We start from the raw sequence: 26483 nt of genomic DNA on the forward strand, positions 1-26483 counted from the left end.
TTCTTTAACCGTTTGGAATATAACACATGAAACAAAGGGGTGTAAATGACAGTAAGTTAAAGCTTTACTACGGTGATGGAGTGGTGTGTGTGGGTTTTCAGCGTTAGGTGCTAGTGACTATAAATAAAAAAACAGGAGACAACTTTAAGTTATCTCCTGCGACTCGCGATTATAAATTCGCCCTCAAATATGCATCGATAAACGGATCCAATTCTCCGTCCATAACGGCATTTACATTTCCAATCTCAACATTTGTACGATGGTCTTTTACCATGGAGTATGGATGGAATACGTAAGATCGAATTTGACTTCCCCAGCCAATTTCCTTTTGTTCTCCACGAATTTCATTCATTTCCGCTTGTTGCTTTTCAATCTCAAGTGCATACAATTTCGACTGCAGCATCTTCATGGCTTTCTCCCGGTTTTTAATTTGGGAACGCTCCGATTGACACGTCACTACCGTATTCGTAGGAATGTGGGTAATCCGTACAGCAGAATCAGTTGTGTTAACGTGCTGTCCACCTGCACCACTCGAACGATACGTATCAATTTTTAAATCTTCTGTTTTAATATCGATTTCTACATCGTTATCGAATTCTGGAACAACATCACAGGATACAAACGATGTATGACGGCGGCCGGATGAATCAAATGGGGAAATACGCACAAGACGATGCACCCCTTTTTCCGCTTTTAGATAGCCGTATGCATTGTGACCTTTGATCAATAGGGTAACACTTTTTACTCCTGCTTCATCACCAGGTAAATAATCCAATGTTTCCACAGAGAATCCTTTATCATCTGCCCAGCGCTGATACATCCGTAAAAGCATGCTCGCCCAGTCCTGTGATTCCGTACCACCTGCACCAGGATGTAATTCCAAGATGGCATTATTTTTATCGTATGGCTCACTAAGTAAAAGCTGAAGCTCGAATTGGTTTAAATTCTTCGTTAAATCTTGAATTTCCTCTTCTAGCTCCGCACGTAATTCTTCATCATTTTCCTCTTTTACTAGCTCATAAGAAACCGTTAAATTCTCAAGTGCTTCTTCATTTTTTTCAAATGTTTGAACAAGGTCTTTTAAACCATTTACTTCGCTGATTATTTTTTGCGCTTTTTCTTGATTATCCCAAAAACCAGGCTCAGACATTTCCACCTCTAATTCGGCAATGCGCTTTTTCTTTTCATCTAAGTCAAAGAGACCCCCTAAAGTCTTCTAACCGTTTTTCACTATTGTTTAATTCTGATCTTATTTCTGCTAAGTCCATTCTGTTCACCTCAAAATTTAGTATATAAATTTATTTTTATTGTATTCTGGTTGGGTTGGATTGTTTTTAAGGGTAACGCTCGATATTTATTTAGAATGTTCGAATGTATTCAGTGCGTTTGGTGTATTTTCATTTAATGAATGGGATAATCCTTTAAATACTCGTGAGATTCCTTCAAGATAATGAAATAATTCATTAAGATTGGCAAATATTTATTCAGTAAGATGATTTATTCTTTAAGTCAGCACACTTTTTCATAAAATTTAATAAATAATTCAACAAATTCCTTAATTATTCATTAAATAAAATGAAACATTCACTCAAGTTCGGCACTTTTTCATCCAAGAAGATGAACAATTCATCAGTCTCCGCATTTAATCATGCAATATAATGAGATAATCCCGCAACATTCGATAATATTCATTCAAAATCTAAAAATATTCATTCAAAATCCTTAATTAATCCCGCAACCGCAAAACAATCAATTACCTTAAAAGACACTCCACTTCAACCTAGTGGAGTGTCTCGATTTGATTATGCACCATGACAGTGTTTATATTTCTTACCACTTCCGCATGGGCATGGGTCGTTACGGCCTGTTGTTTCTTTCTTTACATATGGTGTCTTTTTCTTCGGTGTTTTGTCGCCACCGCCAGAAACGGCTTTTGCACCTTTTACAACTTCTTGACGTTGTAAATTATCGCGAATTTGGGCTTTCATGATGTAACGAGATACTTCTTCGTTCATTGAATCAACCATCGCCTCAAACATCGCAAAGCCTTCCATCTGGTATTCACGCAATGGATCGGTTTGGCCGTAAGCTCGTAGGTGGATACCTTGACGTAGCTGGTCCATTTGGTCAATGTGGTCCATCCATTTCGTATCTACTACACGTAGAAGAATAACTTTTTCGAATTCGCGCATTTGTTCAGAGGATAGCTCTTGTTCTTTCTCATCATATTTTGCTTTCACTTTCTCCATGATAAGCTCTGACATTTCTTCCGGCTCTTTTCCTTTGAAGTCAGCTTCAGATACACTATCCTGCTCTAGAAGATTTGCATTCACGTAATCCGCTAATGCTGCAAGCTCCCAGTTTACGTCATCCTCATCACTTGTAAAGGAGGTAACTTTACTTTGAACATTTGCTTCAATCATACCTTCTACAATCTCACGCAGACTTTCTGCTGTGAGCACCTGATAACGCTGTTCGTAAATAATTTCACGCTGCTGACGAAGCACATCATCATAGGAAAGTAAGGTTTTACGAGCATCAAAGTTGTTTCCTTCTACACGTTTTTGTGCAGATTCTACAGCACGGGAAACCATTTTACTTTCAATTGGCTGGGTATCATCCATACCAAGACGCTCCATCATCGCCTTCATGTTATCAGAACCGAAGCGACGCATTAGTTCGTCTTCTAAGGATAAGTAAAATTGGGTAATACCTGGGTCACCTTGACGACCAGAACGACCACGTAACTGGTTGTCAATACGGCGGGATTCATGGCGCTCGGTACCAATTACAGCTAAACCACCAAGCTCTTTTATCCCTTCACCAAGTTTAATATCTGTACCACGACCGGCCATGTTTGTCGCAATCGTTACGGCACCTTTTTGACCAGCCTGTAGGATAATTTCTGCTTCACGAAAATGGTTTTTTGCGTTCAATACATTGTGTGGCACACCAGCTTTTTTTAGTAGCTTCGAAATCAACTCAGATGTTTCAACGGCTACTGTACCAACTAGTACTGGCTGGCCAGTTTGATGACGTTGTTTAATATCCTCTACAACTGCTTTAAATTTCCCTTCCATCGTTTTAAAAATTAAGTCTGGACGGTCATCACGAGCAATTGGTTTGTTCGTAGGAATTACAACAACATCCATATTGTAAATGTTTCGGAATTCTTCTTCTTCCGTCTTCGCGGTACCAGTCATACCAGCAAGCTTTTCATACATACGGAATAAGTTCTGGAATGTAATCGTCGCAAGGGTCATGCTTTCCTTTTGAATTGCCAAGCCTTCCTTCGCCTCAATGGATTGGTGTAGTCCATCGCTGTAACGACGACCTTTCATTAAACGACCTGTAAATTGGTCAACGATTACAACTTCTCCCTCTTCGACGACATAATCTGTATCTCGCTTCATCACAACATGTGCTTTTAGGGCTTGGTTTATATGGTGAGTTACGGATACGTTGGAAATGTCATATAAGTTTTCGAGATTGTAAAAGCTTTCCGCTTTGTTGATTCCTTCTTCTGTTAACTGAACATTTTTTGTTTTTTCATCATATGTGTAATCTTCTTCAAATTTCAAACCTCGTACAAATTGGTTCGCTTGTATATATGCATTCTCGGATTTAGAAGCGGAACCAGAGATAATTAATGGAGTACGGGCTTCATCAATTAAAATCGAGTCGACCTCGTCAATGATGGCATAATGCAACGGACGCTGCACCATATGCTCCTTATACAACACCATGTTGTCACGCAAATAATCAAAGCCAAATTCATTGTTTGTTCCATACGTAATATCAGCAGCGTATGCTTCACGCTTTTCTTCCTTTGATTGGCCGTTTGCATTTAAACCAACTGTTAAGCCAAGAAACTCAAACAGCTGTCCCATTTCTTTCGCATCACGATCAGCGAGGTATTCGTTTACCGTAATAATATGAACACCTTTTCCAGTAATAGCATTCAAATAAGCAGGCATTGTGGAAGCTAATGTTTTACCTTCCCCTGTCTTCATTTCCGCAATATCACCATTGTGCAATGCAATAGCACCTAATAGCTGTACATAGTATGGGCGCATTTTTAATACACGGTTTGCCCCTTCACGTACAACTGCATATGCTTCAGGAAGCAAATCATCTAATGATTCCCCGTTTTGATAACGTTGCTTAAATTCTTCGGTTTTTTCTGTTAACTGTGCATCTGTTAGTTTTTGCATCTCAGGCTCAAGTGCTTCAATTTGATCTGCAATTGCTTCTAACTTTTTCAACTGGCGCGAGTTACCGTCACCAAAAACTTTTTTTAATATTCCTCGCATAAAGTTTGCACCTCTATTTTAAAGAATCAACTAATCTATACATACATTTGTCCAACAATAATCATAACATTTATGGGGAATATGGACAACAAAATACGCAAATAGAAGGGAATTTCTAGCAAAACTTAAAGAATACTGCTTATTGCTCTCCATGTGTGATTCTCCATTAATACGTATATTCCTAATCCAATAAATACTATTGGAGCGAGCACTCTTTCGTATTTTTCCAAAGTATCTTCCATTGCTTTTATTCTGGAAAGCTTCCGGCAAATGGTACACCATATGGGTACAAAGATAAGAAACAGAAGGAAAACTACGATATACTCGAAAGAAGTTAACGTTGAAAAATACGGGATATAGATGGCAAGCTCTTCTGCCCCTCCTGCAATTGCAATAAAAGCGACACTAAGCAATAAACTATTGTATCTATAGGCCTTTTCAATCACTTCATCTTCGTCATCATCATCTTCACCAACAATCCACATACGTAACCCTATAAAAATAGGAATGAAACCTAGTAAACCGATCCATTTCATACTAATAACCTGTATTCCGAATACGGTAAATGTTGTTAGGACAAGCAGGATAAGCATTCCTAGTATTTGTCCAATATAAATCTGATTAATAGAATACTTGTCTTTGGCTTGGGTAAATAGGATGGTTAGCACAAACAATTCGTCTATACTCGTAGCAAGGAATGTGACTATTGCAGTAATCATAGAAAAAAACATACTGCCGCCTCCAAAAAATTCTTATCTCCATTTTTTCACATGATTCCATGAAAATATACTTAAATGAAAAAAAGAAGCAGCCAGGGGTAGCTGCTAATAAAGTAGGATACGTATTCTATTCATAAATAGGGGCAGATGTTCATCATCAAATCAATTTATGGGACGGGAGTTCGGAAATGCTGATAACAATAATTGCCTTCTTTCCAAATCCAGCACTTTTTCATTTGTTTTGGCAAGGATATCCACTAATTGTGCGATATACCTTTCGTGCTGTTGAATTCGGCTTTCTAGTTTTTGGCAATGGGGACACGACAGATGGGGTTTCATGAATACGCCTCCTTTACTTTATTTAAGTAATTTATACCATATAATAAAAATGGATAAAAATACCTATTTTGTGAAAACTACCTGTAGATTTGTGTCGAAAAGAAAAGAATAGATTTATAAATTGAAGATTTTAGGAGAAATATGGGTGTTAAAGACTAAAATTTTAGAAAAACTGAAAAAAATTATTTTTTTACAATAATAAAATTGGACATAAAAACACCCCGATAGCTAGAAGGAAATCGTCTAACTTACGGGGTGAACTTCACATCGATTAACTTGTTATTCTATATTTATTAATTCGGTTCTATTAAGCCATATCGACCATCATTGCGTCGATATACTACGTTCGTATCACCTGTTTCTGCGTTTCGGAAAACGAAGAAACTATGTCCTAGCATATCCATTTGTAAAGCCGCTTCCTCTGAATCCATTGGTTTTAAATCAAATCGTTTTGTGCGAACAATGTCAAGAGAATCCTCTTCTACCTCTTCATTGTTGACGAAAAAGTCTCTTTCCATTTCTGCGAACACATATTTTGGAGATCCAGATTGTCGAACTTTTCTATTTACCTTTGTTTTATATTTACGAATTTGTCGCTCAAGCTTATCAATTACTAGATCGATTGCTGCATATAAATCTTGATGCTTTTCCTCTGCTCGTAATAGGAGGTCCTGCATAGGAATCGTTACTTCAATGCGTTGTTGCCCATTGTAAACGCTTAAGTTCACATGTACCTCAGATGTTGGAGCTTCTTGAAAATACTTCTCCAATTTGCCTATTTTCTTCTCCACATATTCCCCAATTGCATTTGTAACTGTTAGATTCTCGCCTCTTATGTTAAATTTCATAAGACGTTCCTCCTTTCATCCTTTACACTTATTATTCTACCATTAACTAAAAAATTCCTCTATAAACATACAATCTTCATTTTGAATGTTTTGTGTCGAAAATCATCACAGACAGTCAAATAGCCGACTATTTTAGCGGAATAAATTTTTATAATTCTAGTTACGTCGTTTCCAGTACTTTTCAACCGATACTTTCCAACTATGTATACTTGGATTGTTAACAAATTAGGTATTTTTATCCTATTTATTCAGTTGTTAACCTTCTGTAATATTAATTACGATTGTATGGCTAACATAGTGCTGTTGTACAATCCATAGCTACCTTTACAAATAAAAATTGATTCCGAACACTTTTTCATAAACCTATCCATACATCCTTCACAGCTTCTCAAGTTACAAACTCATTTCCGAAATTTCAACAGCTAAGAATTCCAAAATCTATTTATAAATTCAAGGGTCCATATTTTAATGACCGTTTACAGTATAGAATCAAAGAATCTGCCTAAAATGGCTAACAAGTAAAATGATTTTTCAGTTAATGATACTTCTATAGAGGGTCTAAACAGGGTAAGTAAGAAGGGGAGAAGAAGCATGCTTTTTTCAAAGAAGTATTTACCGGTTGGTAGTATTGTAGGGCTACACAATGATTCACGGCGGTTGCTAATTATCGGAAGGCAATTGTATTCAGAGACCCATCATGTGATTCGAGATTATGCTGCGGTTAACTACCCGAATGGTTTTACACAATCGAAGGAACCTTTCATTTTGTTTAACCACCAGGATATTCATCGCTTATATCACTATGGATATGTAGATGAAAAGGAAATGCAGCTGGATCGGTTATTAGTAGAAGCAGAAAATAAGGATTCTAGCTTGGAGAAGAAAGAATGAATACCATAACTTTTAATAAAGATTTGCCAGGAAAAACACGTTCGATGATTTCGGGGCTTGAAGAAAAATTTAGCACATTGCTACAGCAAATGACTTATTTTAAAGCGGAACTAGACCGACACCATGGCAAGGCTGCTGTACGTTTACAAGAAAAAATGGTTAAGAATCTCGACTTTTTCAGTAAATTAAGTAGTAGATTGTTATATTTTGCAGATACGGTTTTGAATTTTGTAAATGCTGTAGCTGCTTTGGACAGTGCTGCCTGTGCTACGAACACGTTAACGAGTAGAGCGGAATATCAATATACTTTTTCAACCAATCGTTTCGAGGAAGAAGTAAAGCTCACACCACATGCATTAAAGGATGAAACGGAACAATTTGAAGGGACTTTAATTGCGGTAGATGATTTGTTAACGGAATTTCACACCCTTCTCAATCAAGTAATATATGAAACTACATTTCCATGGGATGATGTAGATGCAAGCTGGCATTCCGCCAAGACACAAATATCCTCCATTATCCAAATGGCTAAACACCGTATTGAAGACATGTCGAAAAGTGCTCATCTCCTTATTGATGAGCTTACTCGTGTTGATAATCTCTTATCCCATCAAATGATTAAATGAGGAGGGATGCCGAATGTCCAGTCACCACCCTGAGGTAGCAGCAATAATAAACAGACATCGAAGCTCTGCAAATAGTATGTTAAAACGCTCGCAATCTCGTTATCTATACAATATTTTCGTTGCAAATTTAAGTGGCGTTTTTTCCGTTTCCGCAAATGTGGATGGGAATGTTCTTCATATAACAATCGATGATATCAAATCGGAAATAGATAGCTGGATTAATGAGTTAAATACCTTTATAGAAGATGCGTGGAATCGATATGATTCGGAGAAAGATGAATCTGGGGCAGAGTTTGTCAGACTGTCCTCCATGGGTAACGACATTTTGTATATAACAATGGATTACAATAACACTAAGGCAAAATTAGACGAGATGGAGCTTGAATTTCAGAATACCGTCCGTCTATATCATGTGCCTGTACGATCGGCATTAACAGATATTCATATTTTATATAATAATGAAACGGGCTACAACGGGGACTTTTCTGGAATGAAAAACGTTTCAGTATACATTCATGGGATCGAATCCACTTCCAACGAATTTTTAATTGGGGCAACAGAAGGCGGTCAAGAAGGGGACATTATCGTTCATATGAGAAGGGATGGTACCATTCTTTATTATGTTATCCATAATGGTAAAGCCGTTCTGATTCGAGATGATTCCAAGCTAACTCAACTAAAAGAAGAAGCCATTAAAAATAATGGTCGATTACACCTATTATACGATACCGAACAAATGAATGAGCATCGCCAGGAAACAAGCGACGATCTGGCTCGTAAGTTAAATAACCTTGGTTTACTAAATGACGAAACAAAAATCGATATGTTTGCCCATAGCTATGGAGGTAGAAGATCCCTGCAATTTGCGATGGACTATCCAGATCATGTACGCAGCATTACTACTATTGGAACCCCATACGATACAAACATGTTAGGATCTATGGCGGATAATGTTCGCTGGCTAGCTGAGTGGATTGGGCAAAATCCGAAAGAAGCAAGTGACTATTTAGACTTTAATCTAGATAACCAAAATGATGTGGACGGTCTGTATTATAGTAACGCCTATACAGATTTAAACAGTGAGCCAATGACAGAAGATCTTCACAATCTTAAAGCCGCGAATCCAGAAGTATATGAAAAGCTTTTGGAAATGGAAATCACTGCAGCAGCTGGTTACCGAATTGAATATACCTATACACATTCCCCAATTAATCCACAGCGAATCGAGTATAAGACAAATAGTGATGATACCGTATCGGTTGAAAGTCAAAACGGAGAAATACTTGGGGACTTAATTGATTATCGACCTCAATATGAAATTGAGGATGGCACTGGTGTTACGAACCCTAGCCATATATATGAAATAGAAGATGAGGACTTTAGGGCTCTCATAAGCGAAATCAATGTAAAAATGCTAGAAGAAGCAGAAGGGAGTATGGAGAAATGAAAATAGGTTATAAGACGATTACCCTTTTCTTTATACTTCTTTCCTTATTGATTGGATGTGAAGATAAGAAGGATATGACCTATATTAAAGGATTGCCAGAAGAGAAAAGTCCTGCTTTGACCGGATTTATGAAGCATTTGATTACAGGAAATATCGATACGGAATTACGCAATAAGGATAGGGAGTACATTTATGCGTCAGGAAATTTGGTTACTGGCTCTACAGACATAACGTATTATCAACTAACAGACGACCAACTAGCTACGTTTCATGAGCAATTACTACAATCGGAAAATCCGAGTCTCACAAGGAATAAGCTATTCCATTCTGAAGACAGTTCTACTATACGTAAGCCCTTTGAAGACATAGACAATTACTCTTTACCAAATGTATCTGTTAGTGAAGATTATGTGATTAATATCAAACATCAAACAAACGAATTAACGATTGATTTAATCGAGGAAATGAAAGAGTACAATATTACGAATGAAAGTGAATTTATTATCAATTTAATCGGGGCTAACGAAAAAACAATTGCATTAGAAATAGATGATCAATCGAATGATAACCCTCAAGAAAACTATTATCTTTTTATAAATCAGGATTTAACCGAATACACCATCACACCATTAAACGAAGCGGGTTTAAAAAAGGCATTGAATAACGATGAATTCGATAACTATTTTACGATTTTCAAAGGGACGGATAATTATAGAATCACCTTTAATAAAACTGCCATTTTTAATACGGAAACAAAAGAAATGACCCCTGTTGGTGAAAATGATTTGATTAGTGAAGATGGAAAATATGTGTTTTTGAATGGATATACACACGGTTCAGAAGACCTTTCGGATGGAAAACATAGGATTCAAACAATCGAGAACTATGCCAAAGGTAACGATATTTATGAACGAGAATTTACGATTGACTTTGGTACGATTTCAAAAGAATTAGACTTCGAATCCAAAAAGGTAAGCATAGGATATGTCTATTATTTTAATAAAGATTTTATTGTCCTAACATTAAGCTATCACGGGAAAATTATTGGGGATGGAGGATTTACTAATGTACTTATCGACCTTCAGGATGAGGGGAATCTGAGGGCTTATTTAGTTGATCTTGGGTTGATGTAGGGAGTTGGTAGTTGAGCTTATTTCATTAAATTTTGGTTTTTCTCTTGAGATTGCTTAGAATTTAGCAACTTGTTGCGGGGATTCGGCAACATCTTGCGGGAATTCGGCAGTTGGGGGGCGGAATTCGGCAACATCTTGCGGGAATTCAACAGTTGGCGGGTGGAATTCAACAATATACAATGCGGATTCAACAGTTGCGGAGCGTATTCTACTGTTGTGGGGCGGGATTCGACAAGATACAATGCGGATTCAACAGTTTCGGAGCGGGATTCCGCATCATCCAATGCGGATTCAACTGTTGCGGAGCGGGATTCCGCATCATCTAATGCGAATTCAACTGTTGCGGATCGGGATTCGGCATCATACAATGCGGATTCAACAGTTGCGGAGCGGGATTTAGCAACATCTAATGCGGATTCAACTGTTGGCGGGTGGAATTCGGCAACATACAATGCGGATTCAACTGTTGTGGGGCGGGATTCGGCATCATCCAATGCGAATTCAACTGTTGTGGGGCGGGATTCAACAACATACAATGCGGATTCAACAGTCTCAGCATTTAATTCAGCAAAATCTAATGAGAATTCAACAACACCCATTCACTATTCAACAGCACCTATGAATAATCATTCAACAAAACAATTATTATCAAAAAATCTCACTGGAATACCCAGTGAGATTTTTCTATTAATAGATACCGAATGATGCCAATAGGATTGCTGCTGCAGTTGCTATAATTGGGATTCCTATCGCAACTACCGCGATGTCTCTGTAGCTGTTTTTATGTGTCATTCCTGTTATTGTTAGAACGGTTAATACCGCTCCGTTATGTGGGAGTGCATCCAAGCCTCCGGATGATAGGGAGGCGATTCGGTGGAAGGCATCTAGACTTACACCAGAATCCATGGCGACTTGGTAATACTTCTCGCCTAATGCTTCAAGTGCAATTCCCATACCACCAGAAGCTGATCCTGTTGCACCTGCTAATAGGTTAACAGCTACTGCCTCAGATATAAGTGGGTTGCCTGGAATTCCTAGTAAAATTTCGGTTAGCTTTTTAAATCCTGGTACTGCTTGAACGACTGTTCCAAATCCAACTGCAGCACTGGTATTAATAATAGCTGTTACAGATCCAACTGCACCTGCATTGATTGCTTTTACAAATCCTTTGATTTTCGTAATGTTCAATAGCAAGATTAATAGGTTACCTGCAATCAACGAAACGATAATATCCCATTTTAACAGATTTAATGTAACGAGTACGGTAACGAGTGGCAGTAAGGATAAGATCACATTTGGTGTATCCCTAGTTACTTTCACGACACTATTATCTTTCGGCTCTTCAAATCCTTCTCCAAGTGCTGTTAATTTCTTTTGTCTTCTAATTAAATAATAATAACCACCAGCACCCATAATTACCGCTGCAACGATCCCCATAATTGGCGCAGAGGTCGGGGATGTTTCAAAGTATTGAATGGGAATCAAATTTTGAATTTGTGGCGTGCCTGGAATCGCTGTCATTGTAAACGTAAAGGAACCTAACGCTACCGTTGCAGGCAATAGCCTTCTGCTTAGATTAGCTTCACGAAACATTGATAACGCTAACGGATAAACCGCAAACACGACAACGAATAGACTAATACCACCATAGGTCAATACCGCACATGATAACAGCACCCCTAAAATGGCACGTTCTTTTCCCATCAATTTAGATAATGAAACTGCAACAGACTTTGCCATCCCTGTATCTTCCATTAATTTACCGAAAATAGCACTAAGCATAAATACTGGGAACCATTGTTTAGCAAAGTTTACAAATCCACTCATATACGTATTGGAATAGGCGTCTAAAAGATCTAATCCCCCAGTTAGAGCAACGACACCAGCTGCTATCGGTGCAACCCAGATGATGGACCATCCCAAATACGCAAGTACCATTAATACAATAAGACCAAGAATAATACCAAACATTCAAAACCCTCCCTATTAATTGTCTCTATTTATCTTTAAATGAACTTTTTTAAACAATTTCTACAACCATCGCAATTCCTTGTCCCCCACCGATACACAGGGAGGCTACTCCATATTTCTTATCGGTCCGCTTCAATTCCTTTATTAAGGTGTACAGGACCCTTGTTCCACTCGCGCCAATGGGATGACCAATTGCAATTGCACCTCCATTGACATTAACCTTCTCTCGGTCCAACCCTAATTCTTTTTCGACAGCCAAATATTGTGAGGCAAAGGCTTCATTCACTTCAAATAAATCAATAGCATCTATAGACAAGCCAGCCTTTTCTAGTGCTCCTCTAATCGCCGGGACAGGCCCAATTCCCATCTGTGAAGGATCTACACCAGCAATGTGCCAGGAACGTATTTTTGCTAGTGGCTGGATGTTGTTTTTATTAACGAAACGGTCAGCCGCTACAACAACAGCACCTGCACCATCGTTAATGCCACTCGCATTGCCACCCGTTACTGTCCCATCCTTTTGAAAGGCAGCTTTTAATTTTGCTAGCTTTTCTAAACTAGTATCCGGACGAATATGCTCATCCTCATCGAACATAATGCTTCCTTTTCTCGACCTCACTTCAACAGGAACAATTTCATCACGAAGCTTCTCACTTTGTCTCGCTTCGGTAGCTCGCATATGACTTAGTAGTGCATAAGCATCTTGTTCCTCTCGGGAGATTTCGTATTTCGCCGCCAGATTTTCTGCCGTCACTCCCATACCACTGCCGATATATTCATCAGTCAGCGCAGCCCAAAGCATGTCATCCATTTGCGGCTTTCCTAGTTTTGTTCCGAATCGGCTGCCTCTTAATGCGTATGGAGCCATACTCATATTCTCAACGCCACCTGCAATTCCGACCTCTCCATCCCCCGTCATAATAGATTGTGCTGCGGAAACAACAGATTGTAGTCCTGAACCACATAATCGATTAACAGTAAGGGCTGGACTTGTAATTGGTAGCCCGGTTTTTAGGGCAATATGCCGAGAGAGATAAGGGGCATTATTAGCAGAATGAATCACATTCCCCCATACGGAAAAATCGACCTGTTCCGCTTGAATTCCGCTTCTTTTTAACGCTTCTCTACTTACAGTAACTCCTAAGTCTGTTGGATTGGAATCCTTTAGCATTCCCCCAAAGGAGCCAAATGGTGTCCTGGCTCCTTCCACAATATAAACATGTTCCATAGTTGTTTCCCCTCCTTTTATTGCGTGGTATATCCACCATCGATAACGACTGCCTGACCTGTTACGCCTTTCGCTTGTTCGCTCGCTAGGAATAAAGCATAGTCCGCAACCTCTTGCACATCTAACAAACGCTTTTGTGGAACGAGTGGATACAATACTTCCTCAAGTACCTTTTCAACTGGTACATTTCGTGTTTTCGCCAAATCATCAAATTGCCCACGAACTAACGGTGTATCAACATATCCTGGGCAAATTGCATTCACCGTTATACCATGCTCTGCCCCCTCTAGTGCGGCTACCTTAGTTAAGCCAATCACCCCATGCTTGGCACTGTTGTAGGCTGCTTTTCCGGCAAAGCCAATTAAGCCATTGATGGATGCCATATTTAAAATTCGACCAGAGCCTTGTTTTTTCATAATTGGAAAAGCATGCTTTGTAGCCATAAACGGACCAACTAGCATCACTTTTACAATAAATTCGAATTTTTCCGTTGGGAACTCCTCTAAGTTGGCAACGTGCTGCAGTCCAGCGTTATTAAAAAGCACATCAAGTCTGCCGTACTGTTCAACTGTTGCATCAATGGCTTGTTGGATATCCTGTTCATTTGTTACGTCACACTTTAACCCAATACAGTCAAAGCCTTGCTCTTTTAATTCCTCTGCAACTTCCTTCACCTTTTCTTCATTTACATCTGAAAAAGCAACCTTTGCTCCATTTTTCGCAAATTCCACGCCAATTTGATAGCCAATTCCACTTGCAGCTCCTGTAATAAAAACCACTTTATCCTGAACCATCTTATTTTCCCCCTTTTTTAATACGTCTGTGTTTTTAAATCCTCACTTACAGTCAGCTTAGCTTTCGTAGATTCCAAGACTTCCTCTACCCGAAAGCCATTTAGAACCTCCACTAACACAAGTCCATTCTTTTCTACATCAATCACAGCTCTTTCGGTAATGATTCGATTCACCACGCCTTTACCTGTAAGCGGTAGGGTGCAAGAAGGTAAGATTTTCGACTCGCCATTTTTATTGACATGCTCCATGATGATCACGACCTTCTTTGCACCATGAACAATATCCATCGCACCTCCCATTCCTTTAATCATTTTCTTCGGAATCATCCAATTCGCTAGGTCTCCTTGCTCGGAAACCTCCATTGCACCTAATATAGCAAGGTCCAAATGGCCACCACGCACCATCCCAAAGGACTCAGCACTGTTAAAATAAGCTGCACCTAGGGATGCCGTTACCGTTTCCTTACCAGCATTGATTAGGTCTGGGTCGACTTCTTCATCAGTTGGATATGGTCCAATGCCAAGCAATCCATTTTCAGAATGGAGCACAACCTCCTTATCCACCTGAATGAAATTAGCAACTAATGTCGGCATACCAATCCCAAGATTCACATAGTAACCGCTTTCAATTTCCTGCTCAGCTCGTTTCGCGATTTTTTCTCTAATTTCTGCTTTACTTAATTGGTTTACGGTCATTCTTTCCCTCCTCATCCCTTTATGCATGTTGTCGTATTGTGCGTTTTTCAATTCGTTTCTCTTGTCTTCCTTCGATCAATCCTTGAACATAAATTCCTGGTGTCTGAATTTGATTCGGGTCCAGTTCCCCAGCTTCCACAATCTCTTCTACTTCCGCTATCGTCACCTTTCCAGCTGCAGCCATCATTGGATTAAAATTTTGTGCTGTTTTGTTATAGATTAGATTTCCAAATTTGTCTCCCACTGCAGCTCTCACAAAGCTGAAGTCCGCTGTTAATGCTGTTTGCAACACATACTCTTTATTATCAAAGGTACGGATTTCTCGCCCTTCCGCAATTGGTGTACCAACCCCAGCCGGTGTATAGAAGGCTGGAATCCCTGCTCCACCAGCACGAATGCGCTCCGCTAGCGTCCCTTGTGGCACCAGTTCAACCTCTAATTCACCCGATAAAAATTGGCGTTCAAATTCCTTATTTTCTCCAACATAAGAACCAATCATTTTATCAATTTGCTTTTGTTGGAGTAACAATCCTAACCCCCAGTCATCTACTCCGCAATTGTTGGAGATAACGGTTAAATGCTTCACTTTTGAATCTACTAAAGCTAGGATTAGGTTTTCTGGAATTCCTACTAAACCAAACCCACCAACCATAATGGTAGATCCATCTTTAATATCTTTTACTGCATCGTCAAATGATGTATAGATGCACTTCAATATCATCCACTCCCTTCTACCTTTACTAGATGCAAAAATCATGCCAACTTTTAAGGGACGAGAAAACAACATTTTCGTTAAAATAAAAAAAACCATATTCCGAAATCATGGAATATAGCTTATTACTTTTCTTAATGTTTTATGAAAACCCTTACAACCATTGGTGAGGCTTGCTTTCCGGATTTCCGGAATATGTTTCCGAAATCACGGAATTTGGATTGGATACTTTTTTAATTTTTCATAAAAGCTTGATTTACCAAGTCCTAATAAACTTGCCGCTTCTTTTTTATCCCCATTTGTTTTTTGAAGAGCCTGCATAATTGCTTGCTTTTCTGCTTCCTCTACAATTTCTTTTAATGTGTTTTTTTCCACAAAAGCATTCGAGTGGACGCTAAAATAATCAGGGAGATCCGTCAATCCAATAACCTCTTGATTCGTTAAATGGATTGCTGACTCAATAACATTTTCTAATTCCCGAATGTTCCCTGGCCAAGAATACGTCATAAAGCGGTCCATCACCTGTTGATCAAAATCAATGACCCGTTTTCCGACTCGTTTTGAAATTTTATGGAGGAAGTACTTTGCCAATACCCGAATGTCCTCTCGCCTATCCCTTAACGAAGGAATTTCAATTTGCACCACATTGATACGGTAAAATAAATCCTTCCGAAAATCCTTGTTCTCGATCAGCTTTTCAAGTGGTTGATTCGTTGCAGCAATAATTCGCACATCTACTTTTTGAATCTCTGTTCCACCAACGGACTGGACCTCGCCCTCTTGTAAAACCCTAAGAATTTTTACTTGAGCCGATAACGGCATATCCCCAACCTCATCTAAGAAAAGCGTCCCTCCATTCGCAAGCTGGAATTTTCCGGGTTTTCCACCTTTTTTCGCACCAGTAAATGCACCTTCCGCGTAACCAAAAAGCTCAGATTCTAGCAAATGCTCCGGGATTGAGGCACAATTAATGGAGATAAATGGCTGATTGCTTCGATTACTTAGATGATGGATACTTTGCGCAAACAGTTCCTTCCCTGTACCACTCTCGCCTCTTATTAGAACCGAAACATCACTAGGAGCAATTTTCTTGACCTTATTTTTTAACGCTTCCATTTTAGGGGAGTTGCCAATAATATCATGTAGAAAATATTTAACCCCTTGCTGCTTTACTTGCTCACGGTAATGTTCTAATTCTAGTAAAAGAGACTTAATATGTGTATTCATTTCCATCCATTCTTTTGTATCCCGAAACAGTACAAAGCCAACCGCACCTACAATCTTTCCATTGGAGCGAATTGGAATTCGATTTGCAATCATATAATTACCACGAATATATTGAAGATCGGCAATTTCCTCTTTTCCTGTTTCGATAACCAAGTGCATTCTCGTATTCTCAATTACTTCTGTAACATGCTTCCCTATAGCATCCTCCAGCTTTATCTCTAGAAATTGACAATAGCTCTTACTCAAATAGGTCACAATCCCTTGATCATCTACTGTCACGATACAATAATACTGATTTTCTACTATTGCCTCTAAAAATTCATCACGATACGGAATGTCTTTCGGTAGCATAGGTTTTCCTCCTCTCCCATTAATCCTTTATTCGTTCGTCTCGTATAGATCAAGACGGTAAATGTTTGTCCTATTCATTATATTAACGCAAAATTGGAAATTTTACAGATAATCTTATGGAATAAAGGAAAGAGGTGTCAGGCTGATTTAGGTGGTTTACATTTAGAGAGGCTGACACCTTCGTTTGAGAGAGTATTTAACAAATTTATAACTTACCAAGAATAAATTCAAGACTTTCCTAATTTTATGTTAGTAGAAGTGTAACAATTGAAAAATGTACTAGCAACTGTTTAATATACAGACATTTGGAATAGACTATCACTCTCTTTTCTTTTGTTCGGAGTACTTTTTTTAGTGCTATTGGTTGTTCATCAAACAATAGTATTGGTGAATTGGTGAAGTGTCAAAGTGATCAGCCATATCCTAGAATTTTATCCATAGAATGATTTCAATACTAATGTCTTTTTATACTTTGTTTACTACGGAATTGTCATCGTAAAATCGTTTTCCACAATCTTTGACTTCACAAATATGCGACGCTTTCGATAGAACAAGAATGTTCCTTTGGAAAAAATTGTATTATGATTTGATTTTCTTGATTCGATAATCATGTACGTGTTTTTTAATCAAAAATAAAACCTTTGAAAGACTTACTTATCGCCAATCAAGGTTTATGCGTTTATCTAATTTGTTACAATAACTCTTTTAATAAGTTTTCTGCCTTGTGCAATTCATTTAACAAAGGATTTTGATAGTCATTATAACTATCCATGTAGGCTCTTACACCACCAACAATATTTATTCCATTTAAGTCATTATTATTTTCAATAATTTCCAGTCCATTCTTATATCTTCTATATATTAATTGGAAAATATCCTTATTAATTTCATTAGAATACTCTTTTTCAAGAATATTTATTACCTTTTTAAGTTGTTTAGTCAATTGCTCTTTCTTATTCATAAAATCCTCCTATTTACTCGGAACTATTCTTATTTCTTTTATCCATTCAGAAGGCCACCCTTGTGGTAGTAGTATTTGGTCAGCATCTCCTGCTAGTAAAGCCCCTGTTTTTGTATATTGCTTTTCAACTCTTCCTATATTTAAAATTTGTCCTTTAGGAACTTCTATTACTGCTTCAAACTCTCTAGTATTTTTCCAATCTGGAATTAAAGCAGCATCTATTTTCGCATTAATTCTATTACCAGCGGGCCTAGTTGTTACAAATGATCCATTTGCTTTTGATCCACCACCATATGTTCGGTAGAGAGTTATGTTTTCTTCAGTAATAACAGTCCTATAATTACTGTCAGTAAACGATTCTCTTATCCAATCAGGTAAATCCACTTTTTCAATTACCTTTACTTTGTCATCTATAATAGTAGAATACTTTCCAAAATCAACACCATTACCAACCACATTCGCCCTAAACCAACTATAAAACTCCTTCGCCTTCCCCTTCAAATACCCAGTATCAAAAACATTTATATTCTTACTAGATATCCCACTCAACACCGGTACTTCCTTAAAATCTAACATTTGCTTCAGTACCGTCATACCACCAAGAACTTCATTTACTAGATTACTACCAAACTTCCGAACATTTTTAACTATTTCTACAGGGCTTAGTCTAACCCCTTCAAATGATTTGTTCGATTTTACCGTTTTATCAACATACTGCTTTAATTCGGCTTCTCTATCGTTGATTTTCGTTAGTTTTGTAAACTTAGTTGCACCCGCCATCGGAATGAATGAGGAACCACTATAACCTATGGCGTACATCATCCCTTCCTCATCAACCATTTCGGTAAAGCTATTTACCATATTCTCCACAACACCTTTAGGATCTTCAATCACTTGGATAAGGGCTTGTTTGTATGGTTGAAGTCGGTCGTATGCTTCTTGTTTTAAGAAGTCTGGTTCGATGGCGTCAGGGATAATGGCCGAAACTATGATAATGCCTGCATCTTCTGAAAGCCCGATTAGACCTTCGACTGTATCCAACGCAAAGTCCACAAAACCCCTAAAAAGATCACCAGCACTCTCTAGAATACCAAAGGTGTCCCAAAATCCTTCCCAAAAGGTCGTATATTTATCTTTGATTACATCTGCTTTTCCTTTGTATTCATCATCCATATTTTCAAATGGTACAACCTTGGAATCATAAATCTTCCACATCTCAGCCATCTTGTTGTCAAGCCGCACTTTTGTATTTAAAATATCTTGACTAATACTTTCTATTCTCCCTTTATTGTATCGGCTAGCTTCTTTTTCTGCGTCGGATATATCATCCCAAAACTTCCAATTACCTGGAGGATCATCCAGGGTCCGATAAAATGCTTTGGTTACATTGTTGGACATTCCGCTCTCTATTTCTCTTAAATTCTTTTTTATGTTGTTTCGATTTACTCGCATCATGGTGTACTTTTCCAGTGGATAGATGATGGATGTGGTGTCTGTGACGTAGTTTTCAAAGAGGGAGAGAAGGTCTTTAATTTGAATTTCGTATTCCTTTATATTTAGCTCGGAGGTTTTGATCTTGTCCTTCCAAGCATCAATGCTTTTCCCATAATTTGTTTCCACAAAGGAATCAATGTTGCTTAGGGAGTCCCGCATATTTCCCAGTGCTCCCTGATATTTATGGAGCTGATTGATAATATCCTCTAATATGCCGTAATTTATTTTTAAATCCGACTTCATCCAGGTTCCACCCCCCAGTCTACAATTCCGAACCTCTTATTATATGTAAATAGTAATTCCAAAAATATACAATTACAATATTACTATGTGACTATTTTGGGGTGGGAGGAATGGACTAAGGATGGTTTTTTAGACGTTAAATATTTGTCCTATTCATTATCTTAACGTGGCATTAGGAGTTTTACAGAAAATCTTCCTTATATTTTTTTCCTTGCCCTACACATATCAGTCATAAAAATAAATCTTTTCTTATCAAGATTAAATGATTAAAATCAAAAAAACTCGAATGGCAAAGCCAATCAAGTTTTTCCTTCAACTATATTTCTAATATATTTAAATCCAGCAAGAATTCACCAAAATAGTTAGCTGATATTTTATATGTTTGAAAACTTTTTTATTCTCTTTCCTTTATTTTCTTCTTTAAATATTCAGCTATTTCTGTTTGTCCAAATTGTCTAGCATACTCATATGCATCCATATTTTTAATATTCTCTCCAGTATATTTAATGGAAATATCTATTCCTTTTTCAACTAAAAACTCAACTACTTCTTTGTGTCCACCATAAATCGCTCCAAATAAAGGATTTCTTTTTGCTAAGCTTACATCTAATTCTGCACCGTGTTCTATTAAATACTTTACTATTTCTAAATGCCCCTCTCCTGCTGCCAAATTTAGTGCGGAAGCATCAAAGGTTCCACCTCTAGCATTAATATCTATACCTTTATCAATTAGATACTCAACTATTTCGAGGTGTCCCTTCTTAGCAGCTACATGTAACCATGTACCAAATGAAGTTTGGGTATTTAAAATTTCATTATTGTCTCCTATTAATTGTTTTAATTTATTGATATCACCTATTTTAATTGCATTCCTTATTGCCTTTTTTATACTATTTTGTTCCAAAACATACCCTCCTTTAATTCTACTATCTTCTACTAGCTAATATACCTAATTCTTTAAGGGTTTCAATCATGTCGTCAATGTCACCACCCTCAAATTCAACAGCCCTTAACCGATTAACTACTTCTTCTAAAGCATCAAGACTATGTTGTCCTACTATGGCATTTGGTGCCCAAACAAGATTTTCTTCCCCAATTATTGGATCTATCCCGTACCTTCTTAATATTTCCTGACCTTCTCGAACTAGTTCTTGCTGCTTCTGACCAAGACCTTTTTTAAATAGAATGTGGTGTGCATGGGGATTTATCATATCAGTAGGCGGGTTACCTATTAGTCCTCTAAGATACTTACCAAAATCCATTTTAATTAATACTTCATCATATTCTTTAGTAATTCCTAATTTAGACATCTTTTTTCTTATTTCAGACAGCTCATCTACAGTAAATGTATTATTCTGAATAGCATTTTTAAGCTTATTCATCTTAGTGGAATCTACTTTCCCATTCACAACTATATTATTAAGATAGTCATTTACACTCTTACCATTTCCAACTACATTGGCCCTAAACCAACTATAAAACTCCTTCGCCTTCCCCTTCAAATACCCAGTATCAAAAACATTTATATTCTTACTAGATATCCCACTCAACACCGGTACTTCCTTAGAATCTAACATGCGCTGCAGTGCCGTCATACCACCAAGAACTTCATTTACTAGATTACTACCAAACTTCCGAACATTTTTAACTATTTCTACAGGGCTTAGTCTAACACCTTCAAATGATTTGTTCGATTTTACCGTTTTATCAACATACTGCTTTAATTCGGCTTCTCTATCGTTGATCTTCGTTAGTTTTGTAAACTTAGTTGCACCCGCCATCGGAATGAATGAGGAACCACTATAGCCTATTGCGTACATCATCCCTTCCTCTTCAACCATTTCGGTAAAGCTATTTACCATATTCTCCACGACACCTTTTGGATCTTCAATCACTTGGATAAGGGCTTGTTTGTATGGTTGAAGTCGGTCGTATGCTTCTTGTTTTAAGAAGTCTGGTTCGATGGCGTCAGGGATAATGGCCGAAACTATGATAATGCCTGCATCTTCTGAAAGGGCGATAAGACCTTCGACTGTATCCAACGCAAAGTCCACAATTCCCCTAAAAAGATCACCAGCACTCTCTAATATGCCAAAGGTGTCCCAAAATCCTTCCCAAAAGGTCGTATATTTATCTTTGATTACATCTGCTTTTCCTTTGTATTCATCATCCATATTTTCAAATGGTACAACCTTGGAATCATAAATCTTCCACATCTCAGCCATTTTGTTGTCAAGCCGCATTTTGGTGTTTAGAATATCTTGACTAATACTTTCTATTCTCCCTTTATTGTATCGACTTGCTTCTTTTTCTGCGTCGGATATATCATCCCAAAACTTCCAATTACCCGGAGGATCATCCAAGGTCCGATAAAATGCTTTGGTTACATTGTTGGACATTCCGCTCTCTATTTCTCTTAAATTCTTTTTTATGTTATTTCGATTTACTCGCATCATGATGTACTTTTCCAGTGGATAGATAATGGATGTGGTGTCTGTGACGTAGTTTTCAAAGAGGGAGAGAAGGTCTTTTATTTGGATTTCGTATTCCTTTATATTTAGCTCGGAGGTTTTAATTTTATCCTTCCAAGCATCAATACTTTCCCCATAATTTGTTTCCACAAAGGAATCAATGTTGCTTAGGGCTTCCCGCATATTACCCAGTGCCCCCTGATATTTATGGAGCTGATTGATAATATCCTCTAATATGCCGTAATTTATTTTTAAATCCGACTTCATTCAGGTTCCACCCCCATTCTACAATTCCGAACGTCTTATTATATGTAAATAGTAATTCCAAAAATATACAATTACAACATTACTATGTAACTATTTTGGGGGTGGGAGGAATTGACTAAGGATGGTTTTTATTCGTTTGTTTTGTGAGTATTAAGTATTAATCATTTAATAATGGTTATTTTTTTATAGTGTACTCGATTAATCATTCAGAATGTAAGGATAATTCAATAGTTAACTCCAATAATTCAACAGTAGAGGTAGATATTCATTCAACGAAACGAGTTTATTCTATTATGCAGTCAAAATAAAAAAGTGTAGTAAGAAAAACGAGCGTTTCTCTTACTACACTAGGTTCAATATGTCACTTTACAATTTAAACTGCTGTATTAAACCATTTAATTTTTCAGCAAGGTTTGCTAGTTCATCAGAGCTTGATGCAACCTCTTCCATTGAACTGCTTGTTTGCTGTGCGGAAGCTGAAGTTTGTTCTACACCTGCAGCTGATTCTTCTGAAATCGAAGCAATTTCTTCTATGGATGCATTCATTTCTTGGCTTGTAGATCGAATCATAGCTAGGTTATCACTGACTGTCTGTATATTTGTAGACATTTCTTTAACCGCATCATTAATTTTACCAAAGGTTTCTCCGGTAGTTTTAATTTGGTTGGTACCTACTTCCACTTCCGTATATCCATTTTGTAATGATTGAACAACTTCTGAAGTATCAGCTTGTATTCCTCCAACGATTTGAGTGATATCCTTAACAGAATCCGCAACCTGTTCAGCTAGTTTTCGAACCTCATCAGCTACTACAGCAAACCCTTTGCCATGTTCTCCAGCTCGAGCTGCCTCAATAGCCGCATTAAGTGCTAACAAATTGGTTTGTTCTGCTACATCCCTAATAACAACGACTAGTTTTGATATCTCATTAGACTGCATCGCTAACTGTTGTACTTTGCTAACGGATTCTTGGACTATTTGATCAATCTTTGTCATTTGTTGAACGGATTGAATCATCAATTGAGATCCATCACCTGTTAATTCCAATACCACATTAGAAGATTGATGGATTTTTTCTCCATTTTCGTTTGCCTCTTCAACATTCTCTACATAAGTGCCCATTGCAGAGGAAAGATCACTGGCATTATTAGCTTGAGATTCCGTACCAGATGCAATTTCCTCCATTGTTGTAGCAATTTGCTCTGCGCCTACTTTTACCTCATTTGCAGATTGAGTAAGCTCTTCACTATGACCAGACATTAATTGAGACGCATCCGAAATATTCTTGATCATGCTCTTAAGCTTACTTTGTAGATTGTTCATACCATTTGCTAGCTGGCCTACTTCATCATTTGTTTTAATTTCTAACAGTTCTGGAGTTAAATCACCATCTGATATCTGTTCCATTTGTTCCGTTACCTTTTTAATCGGGTTTGAAATTTTAGTAGCAAAAAGCCAAATAATAAGTGTTCCTAGAATTAATGTAATACCTATTATAATTACATTAAATAATAAAATCTCATTCGCAGGTTGATTGAAATCCATCATGTAAGTCCCGGCAACAACTACCCAATCCCATTCTGGATAGGCTTTTGAAAAGGTCACTTTTTCTTCAATTTGTTCACTATTTGGTAATGGATACGTATAAAATGTAAATCCACCACCATTCATACCTTTCTCTATGTACTCTCTAGCATAGTATTTGCCGTCTGAATCTTTGTTGTCCCAAGAGTTCCCTCCTTCATTGGTGGGATGGGCAACCAAGTTCGCTTTACTATCCGCAATAAATAAATAGCCATTTTCACCTAAATCAAAGCGTTCATTAATTGGTCGTGTTCCATCATCTTGCATGCTTCCTAAGATAGCTATTTTAACTTTTTCTTGTGCTTCTTTTAATGAAAGATCTCCATTCTCAACTTGCTCATTTAGTAAATCCATTAATTCAATAGTGTGCTCTACACTATTCTTCAAATTTGTTTTTCCTAATTCATCTAAACTAGTACTGCTTTTTTCAAAACTTAATAAACCCAAGGTTATCATCGGTATCGACACAAGTAAGATCGATACAATTATTAATTTTCTTTTAATCGTTTTCGTAAATAAAGATTTCATATCTATAACACCATCCTATATTCAATTAATATTACTGAACTGCTATCTTTTAATGAATCAACGCTAAGGAATCTCTGATTCAAATATGTTATATCTATTAAACTTATTAAAATCTATTAACATAAAATCTCTTCCTCCCAATCAAAAAAAGCCTAAGCGAAATAAGCTTAGGCTAATATACGCTCGCAACCCGGCTACCATAGTAAATACCTTAGGCCCGTGGTTTTGCGTCCTTGCCTTTCGACAAGTTTGCCATATTTATATTTTCATCAAACATTCTTCATATTACAACAATTTTTGATAATATCCAAGTCTTTTTTACTATTATATCACGATTTTTACGTGGGTATATATACCCAAGTGAATTACCGATTAAAATTATTTTAAATAGTTGCGTTATTTTCAAAAGACAAGTTAACTCTTGGAAGTCTACCTAGTCCAATTTACAAACAAAAAGCTCCTATTACAAAACTCATAATAGAAACTTTTCCAATTAAATTATTGAAGTACATAAGGCTTGATTTGTGTATCGATATCCTGCTTCCAATCTTGAAATGAAGGGATAATGTTTTCTTTCAATAACTGCTGCTTATCTTGTCCATCTTCAAACCACTTTGCCATTTGTTGTACAACGGACTCAAATTGATCGGTGTGCTTTAAATCAATTAAGCTTGTGATTTGTGGATGGCATAGATTGACTTGTTGTGCTGCGTTTACTAGGTCAACGTAGACTGTGTTGGCAATATCTGATTGATTTATAGATGATATATTTACTAAATATTGAAAAGCTAGCTCCATACTTTCTAGTAGCCTGTCATATTTTTGTATGAAAATAATTTGATTAGGATGAAGATTTTTCAAGTTATCACCTAGTTCTTTTTATCAAAAAACATACCATCTACAGTAGAAACATTTTGATAAGGATTTACATATTTCCTGTTATTACGTTTTTTATTCTGGATGTCTTTCATTGATCCTTTAAGTCCACTTAATAAGCGTTGTAACACTTCTTGAATTTGTTGATCCATTACCAAAATCTCTTTACCTAAATTCATTTCTTTTTCTGTAAATGGTGGTTTAATAGCTTTTAATAGTTCATCCCGTTCATTAACAAAGATTGTTATTTCTGATATTAGTTCTTCACGATCCTTCTCAGTACTATCTTGTTTCAATTGTTCATGCAGATTCGCTGTTTTTTCGTGCAATTGTATTACTGCACTCATTAAGCATTTCCACCTTGACCATATTGTTTTTTACGTGCTATTTGAATAACTTCTTTCCAAGTATCTCGGAATTCTGTTACAAGACCGGACACTTCGTCAAGTATAGTAGCGTCATTCTTGAAATTTGCTTCTAACAATCTACGGTTCATATATTCATATAATGGCATAATTTCTTTTGAGATTTCTACGTCCGTTCTTAGAGTAGCCATTAGCTCTTGAATAATCCGTTGCGCCTTTTGTATATTTACGTTTTTCGCTTCAATTTTTTTCTCTGCCATAGCTGTTTTTGCTTGTTTAATAAACTTAATGCAGCCATTATAAAGCATTAACGTTAATTCCCCTGGGGACGCCGTGCTCACTGCATTATTTGCGTACACTTGCTGTTTTGCAGAATATATATTAGACATAATTACACTCC

Annotated in this window: 24 protein-coding genes and 1 riboswitch; of the genes, 6 read left to right on the forward strand and 18 right to left on the reverse strand. The window is 37.3% G+C overall.

Features of this window, described 5'->3' with window-relative positions; genetic code table 11:
* Positions 1-169: 169 nt before the first annotated feature.
* From prfB to C1A05_RS13065, 3 genes are all read right to left on the reverse strand, one after another.
* Positions 170-1268, reverse strand: a protein-coding gene (prfB, locus tag C1A05_RS13055; protein WP_102028676.1) for a peptide chain release factor 2 whose coding sequence is annotated in 2 segments (ribosomal slippage) — positions 170-1204 and positions 1206-1268 — 1098 coding nt in all. Because the reading frame shifts where the segments join, the coding sequence is not laid out codon by codon here.
* 534 nt (positions 1269-1802) lie between these two features.
* Positions 1803-4313 carry a preprotein translocase subunit SecA gene (gene secA / locus C1A05_RS13060; RefSeq protein WP_102028677.1) on the reverse strand — a complete coding sequence of 837 codons (2511 nt, stop codon included), beginning with the start codon at positions 4311-4313 and terminating at the stop codon, positions 1803-1805.
* Positions 4314-4438: 125 nt separating this feature from the next.
* Entirely contained in the window at positions 4439-5044 is a 606-nt protein-coding gene (locus C1A05_RS13065) for a CadD family cadmium resistance transporter (RefSeq protein WP_102028678.1), read from the reverse strand.
* 176 nt (positions 5045-5220) lie between these two features.
* On the opposite strand from C1A05_RS13065, the gene C1A05_RS18060 reads away from it, so the two are divergent.
* The gene (locus C1A05_RS18060; RefSeq protein ID WP_159462071.1) at positions 5221-5373 is read left to right on the forward strand and encodes a hypothetical protein; all 153 of its coding nucleotides are present in this window, start codon (positions 5221-5223) and stop codon (positions 5371-5373) included.
* A gap of 291 nt (positions 5374-5664) precedes the next feature.
* Here the strand turns inward: C1A05_RS18060 and hpf are convergent, their stop codons facing one another.
* On the reverse strand, positions 5665-6219 hold the full coding sequence (gene hpf / locus C1A05_RS13070) for a ribosome hibernation-promoting factor, HPF/YfiA family (protein WP_102028679.1): 555 nt from the start codon (positions 6217-6219) through the stop codon (positions 5665-5667).
* Positions 6220-6810: 591 nt separating this feature from the next.
* On the opposite strand from hpf, the gene C1A05_RS13075 reads away from it, so the two are divergent.
* The 5 genes from C1A05_RS13075 to C1A05_RS17880 all read left to right on the forward strand — a co-directional run bounded on the left by C1A05_RS13075 (position 6811) and on the right by C1A05_RS17880 (position 11021).
* The gene (locus C1A05_RS13075; protein WP_102028680.1) at positions 6811-7110 is read left to right on the forward strand and encodes a DUF4176 domain-containing protein; all 300 of its coding nucleotides are present in this window, start codon (positions 6811-6813) and stop codon (positions 7108-7110) included.
* Positions 7107-7736, forward strand: a complete 630-nt coding sequence (locus C1A05_RS13080) for a hypothetical protein (protein ID WP_102028681.1) — start codon at positions 7107-7109, stop codon at positions 7734-7736. Before C1A05_RS13075 ends, C1A05_RS13080 begins: the two co-directional genes overlap by 4 nt.
* 13 nt (positions 7737-7749) lie before the next feature.
* Complete coding sequence (locus tag C1A05_RS13085) at positions 7750-9183, forward strand: alpha/beta fold hydrolase (protein WP_102028682.1); 1434 nt, start codon at positions 7750-7752, stop codon at positions 9181-9183.
* Complete coding sequence (locus tag C1A05_RS13090; RefSeq protein WP_102028683.1) at positions 9180-10316, forward strand: hypothetical protein; 1137 nt, start codon at positions 9180-9182, stop codon at positions 10314-10316. Before C1A05_RS13085 ends, C1A05_RS13090 begins: the two co-directional genes overlap by 4 nt.
* A 216-nt stretch (positions 10317-10532) precedes the next feature.
* A complete protein-coding gene (locus C1A05_RS17880) occupies positions 10533-11021 on the forward strand; it encodes a hypothetical protein (protein WP_159462072.1) in 489 nt (162 codons plus the stop codon).
* Here the strand turns inward: C1A05_RS17880 and C1A05_RS13100 are convergent.
* The 14 genes from C1A05_RS13100 to fliS form a co-directional block, all read right to left on the reverse strand.
* Positions 11004-12287 (reverse strand): GntP family permease, encoded by a 1284-nt coding sequence (locus C1A05_RS13100; protein ID WP_102028685.1) that lies wholly within the window; start codon positions 12285-12287, stop codon positions 11004-11006. The two genes, C1A05_RS17880 and C1A05_RS13100, sit on opposite strands and share 18 nt — an antisense overlap.
* A gap of 49 nt (positions 12288-12336) precedes the next feature.
* Positions 12337-13515 carry a thiolase family protein gene (locus tag C1A05_RS13105; RefSeq protein WP_102028686.1) on the reverse strand — a complete coding sequence of 393 codons (1179 nt, stop codon included), beginning with the start codon at positions 13513-13515 and terminating at the stop codon, positions 12337-12339.
* Positions 13516-13532: 17 nt separating this feature from the next.
* A complete protein-coding gene (locus tag C1A05_RS13110) occupies positions 13533-14309 on the reverse strand; it encodes a 3-hydroxybutyrate dehydrogenase (RefSeq protein ID WP_102028687.1) in 777 nt (258 codons plus the stop codon).
* A 17-nt stretch (positions 14310-14326) separates the two neighbouring features.
* A complete protein-coding gene (locus tag C1A05_RS13115) occupies positions 14327-15004 on the reverse strand; it encodes a 3-oxoacid CoA-transferase subunit B (protein ID WP_102028688.1) in 678 nt (225 codons plus the stop codon).
* 19 nt (positions 15005-15023) lie between these two features.
* Positions 15024-15719 carry a CoA transferase subunit A gene (locus C1A05_RS13120; protein WP_102028689.1) on the reverse strand — a complete coding sequence of 232 codons (696 nt, stop codon included), beginning with the start codon at positions 15717-15719 and terminating at the stop codon, positions 15024-15026.
* A 204-nt stretch (positions 15720-15923) separates the two neighbouring features.
* Positions 15924-17294: a sigma-54 interaction domain-containing protein gene (locus C1A05_RS13125; protein ID WP_102028690.1), complete on the reverse strand. Its 1371-nt coding sequence runs from the start codon at positions 17292-17294 to the stop codon at positions 15924-15926.
* A gap of 691 nt (positions 17295-17985) precedes the next feature.
* Positions 17986-18255, reverse strand: a complete 270-nt coding sequence (locus tag C1A05_RS13130; protein WP_102028691.1) for a hypothetical protein — start codon at positions 18253-18255, stop codon at positions 17986-17988.
* Between the two features lie 9 nt (positions 18256-18264).
* Positions 18265-19992 carry a hypothetical protein gene (locus C1A05_RS18330; protein WP_234998534.1) on the reverse strand — a complete coding sequence of 576 codons (1728 nt, stop codon included), beginning with the start codon at positions 19990-19992 and terminating at the stop codon, positions 18265-18267.
* A gap of 394 nt (positions 19993-20386) precedes the next feature.
* Positions 20387-20896 carry an ankyrin repeat domain-containing protein gene (locus tag C1A05_RS13140; protein WP_102028692.1) on the reverse strand — a complete coding sequence of 170 codons (510 nt, stop codon included), beginning with the start codon at positions 20894-20896 and terminating at the stop codon, positions 20387-20389.
* Between the two features lie 22 nt (positions 20897-20918).
* The gene (locus C1A05_RS18335; protein WP_234998536.1) at positions 20919-22730 is read right to left on the reverse strand and encodes an AHH domain-containing protein; all 1812 of its coding nucleotides are present in this window, start codon (positions 22728-22730) and stop codon (positions 20919-20921) included.
* A 366-nt stretch (positions 22731-23096) separates the two neighbouring features.
* Positions 23097-24842 (reverse strand): methyl-accepting chemotaxis protein, encoded by a 1746-nt coding sequence (locus tag C1A05_RS13150; RefSeq protein WP_102028693.1) that lies wholly within the window; start codon positions 24840-24842, stop codon positions 23097-23099.
* 181 nt (positions 24843-25023) lie between these two features.
* Positions 25024-25106, reverse strand: a riboswitch (cyclic di-GMP riboswitch).
* Positions 25107-25340: 234 nt separating this feature from the next.
* Positions 25341-25703 (reverse strand): hypothetical protein, encoded by a 363-nt coding sequence (locus tag C1A05_RS13155; RefSeq protein WP_102028694.1) that lies wholly within the window; start codon positions 25701-25703, stop codon positions 25341-25343.
* Positions 25704-25711: 8 nt separating this feature from the next.
* Positions 25712-26065 (reverse strand): flagellar protein FliT, encoded by a 354-nt coding sequence (locus C1A05_RS13160; RefSeq protein ID WP_102028695.1) that lies wholly within the window; start codon positions 26063-26065, stop codon positions 25712-25714.
* Complete coding sequence (fliS, locus tag C1A05_RS13165) at positions 26065-26472, reverse strand: flagellar export chaperone FliS (protein WP_102028696.1); 408 nt, start codon at positions 26470-26472, stop codon at positions 26065-26067. The genes C1A05_RS13160 and fliS overlap by 1 nt, the downstream gene beginning before the upstream one ends.
* Positions 26473-26483 lie beyond the last annotated feature (11 nt).

Source organism: Salirhabdus sp. Marseille-P4669, from assembly GCF_900240405.1.
In the GTDB taxonomy this organism is placed as follows: Bacteria; Bacillota; Bacilli; order Bacillales; family Alkalibacillaceae; genus OEQK01.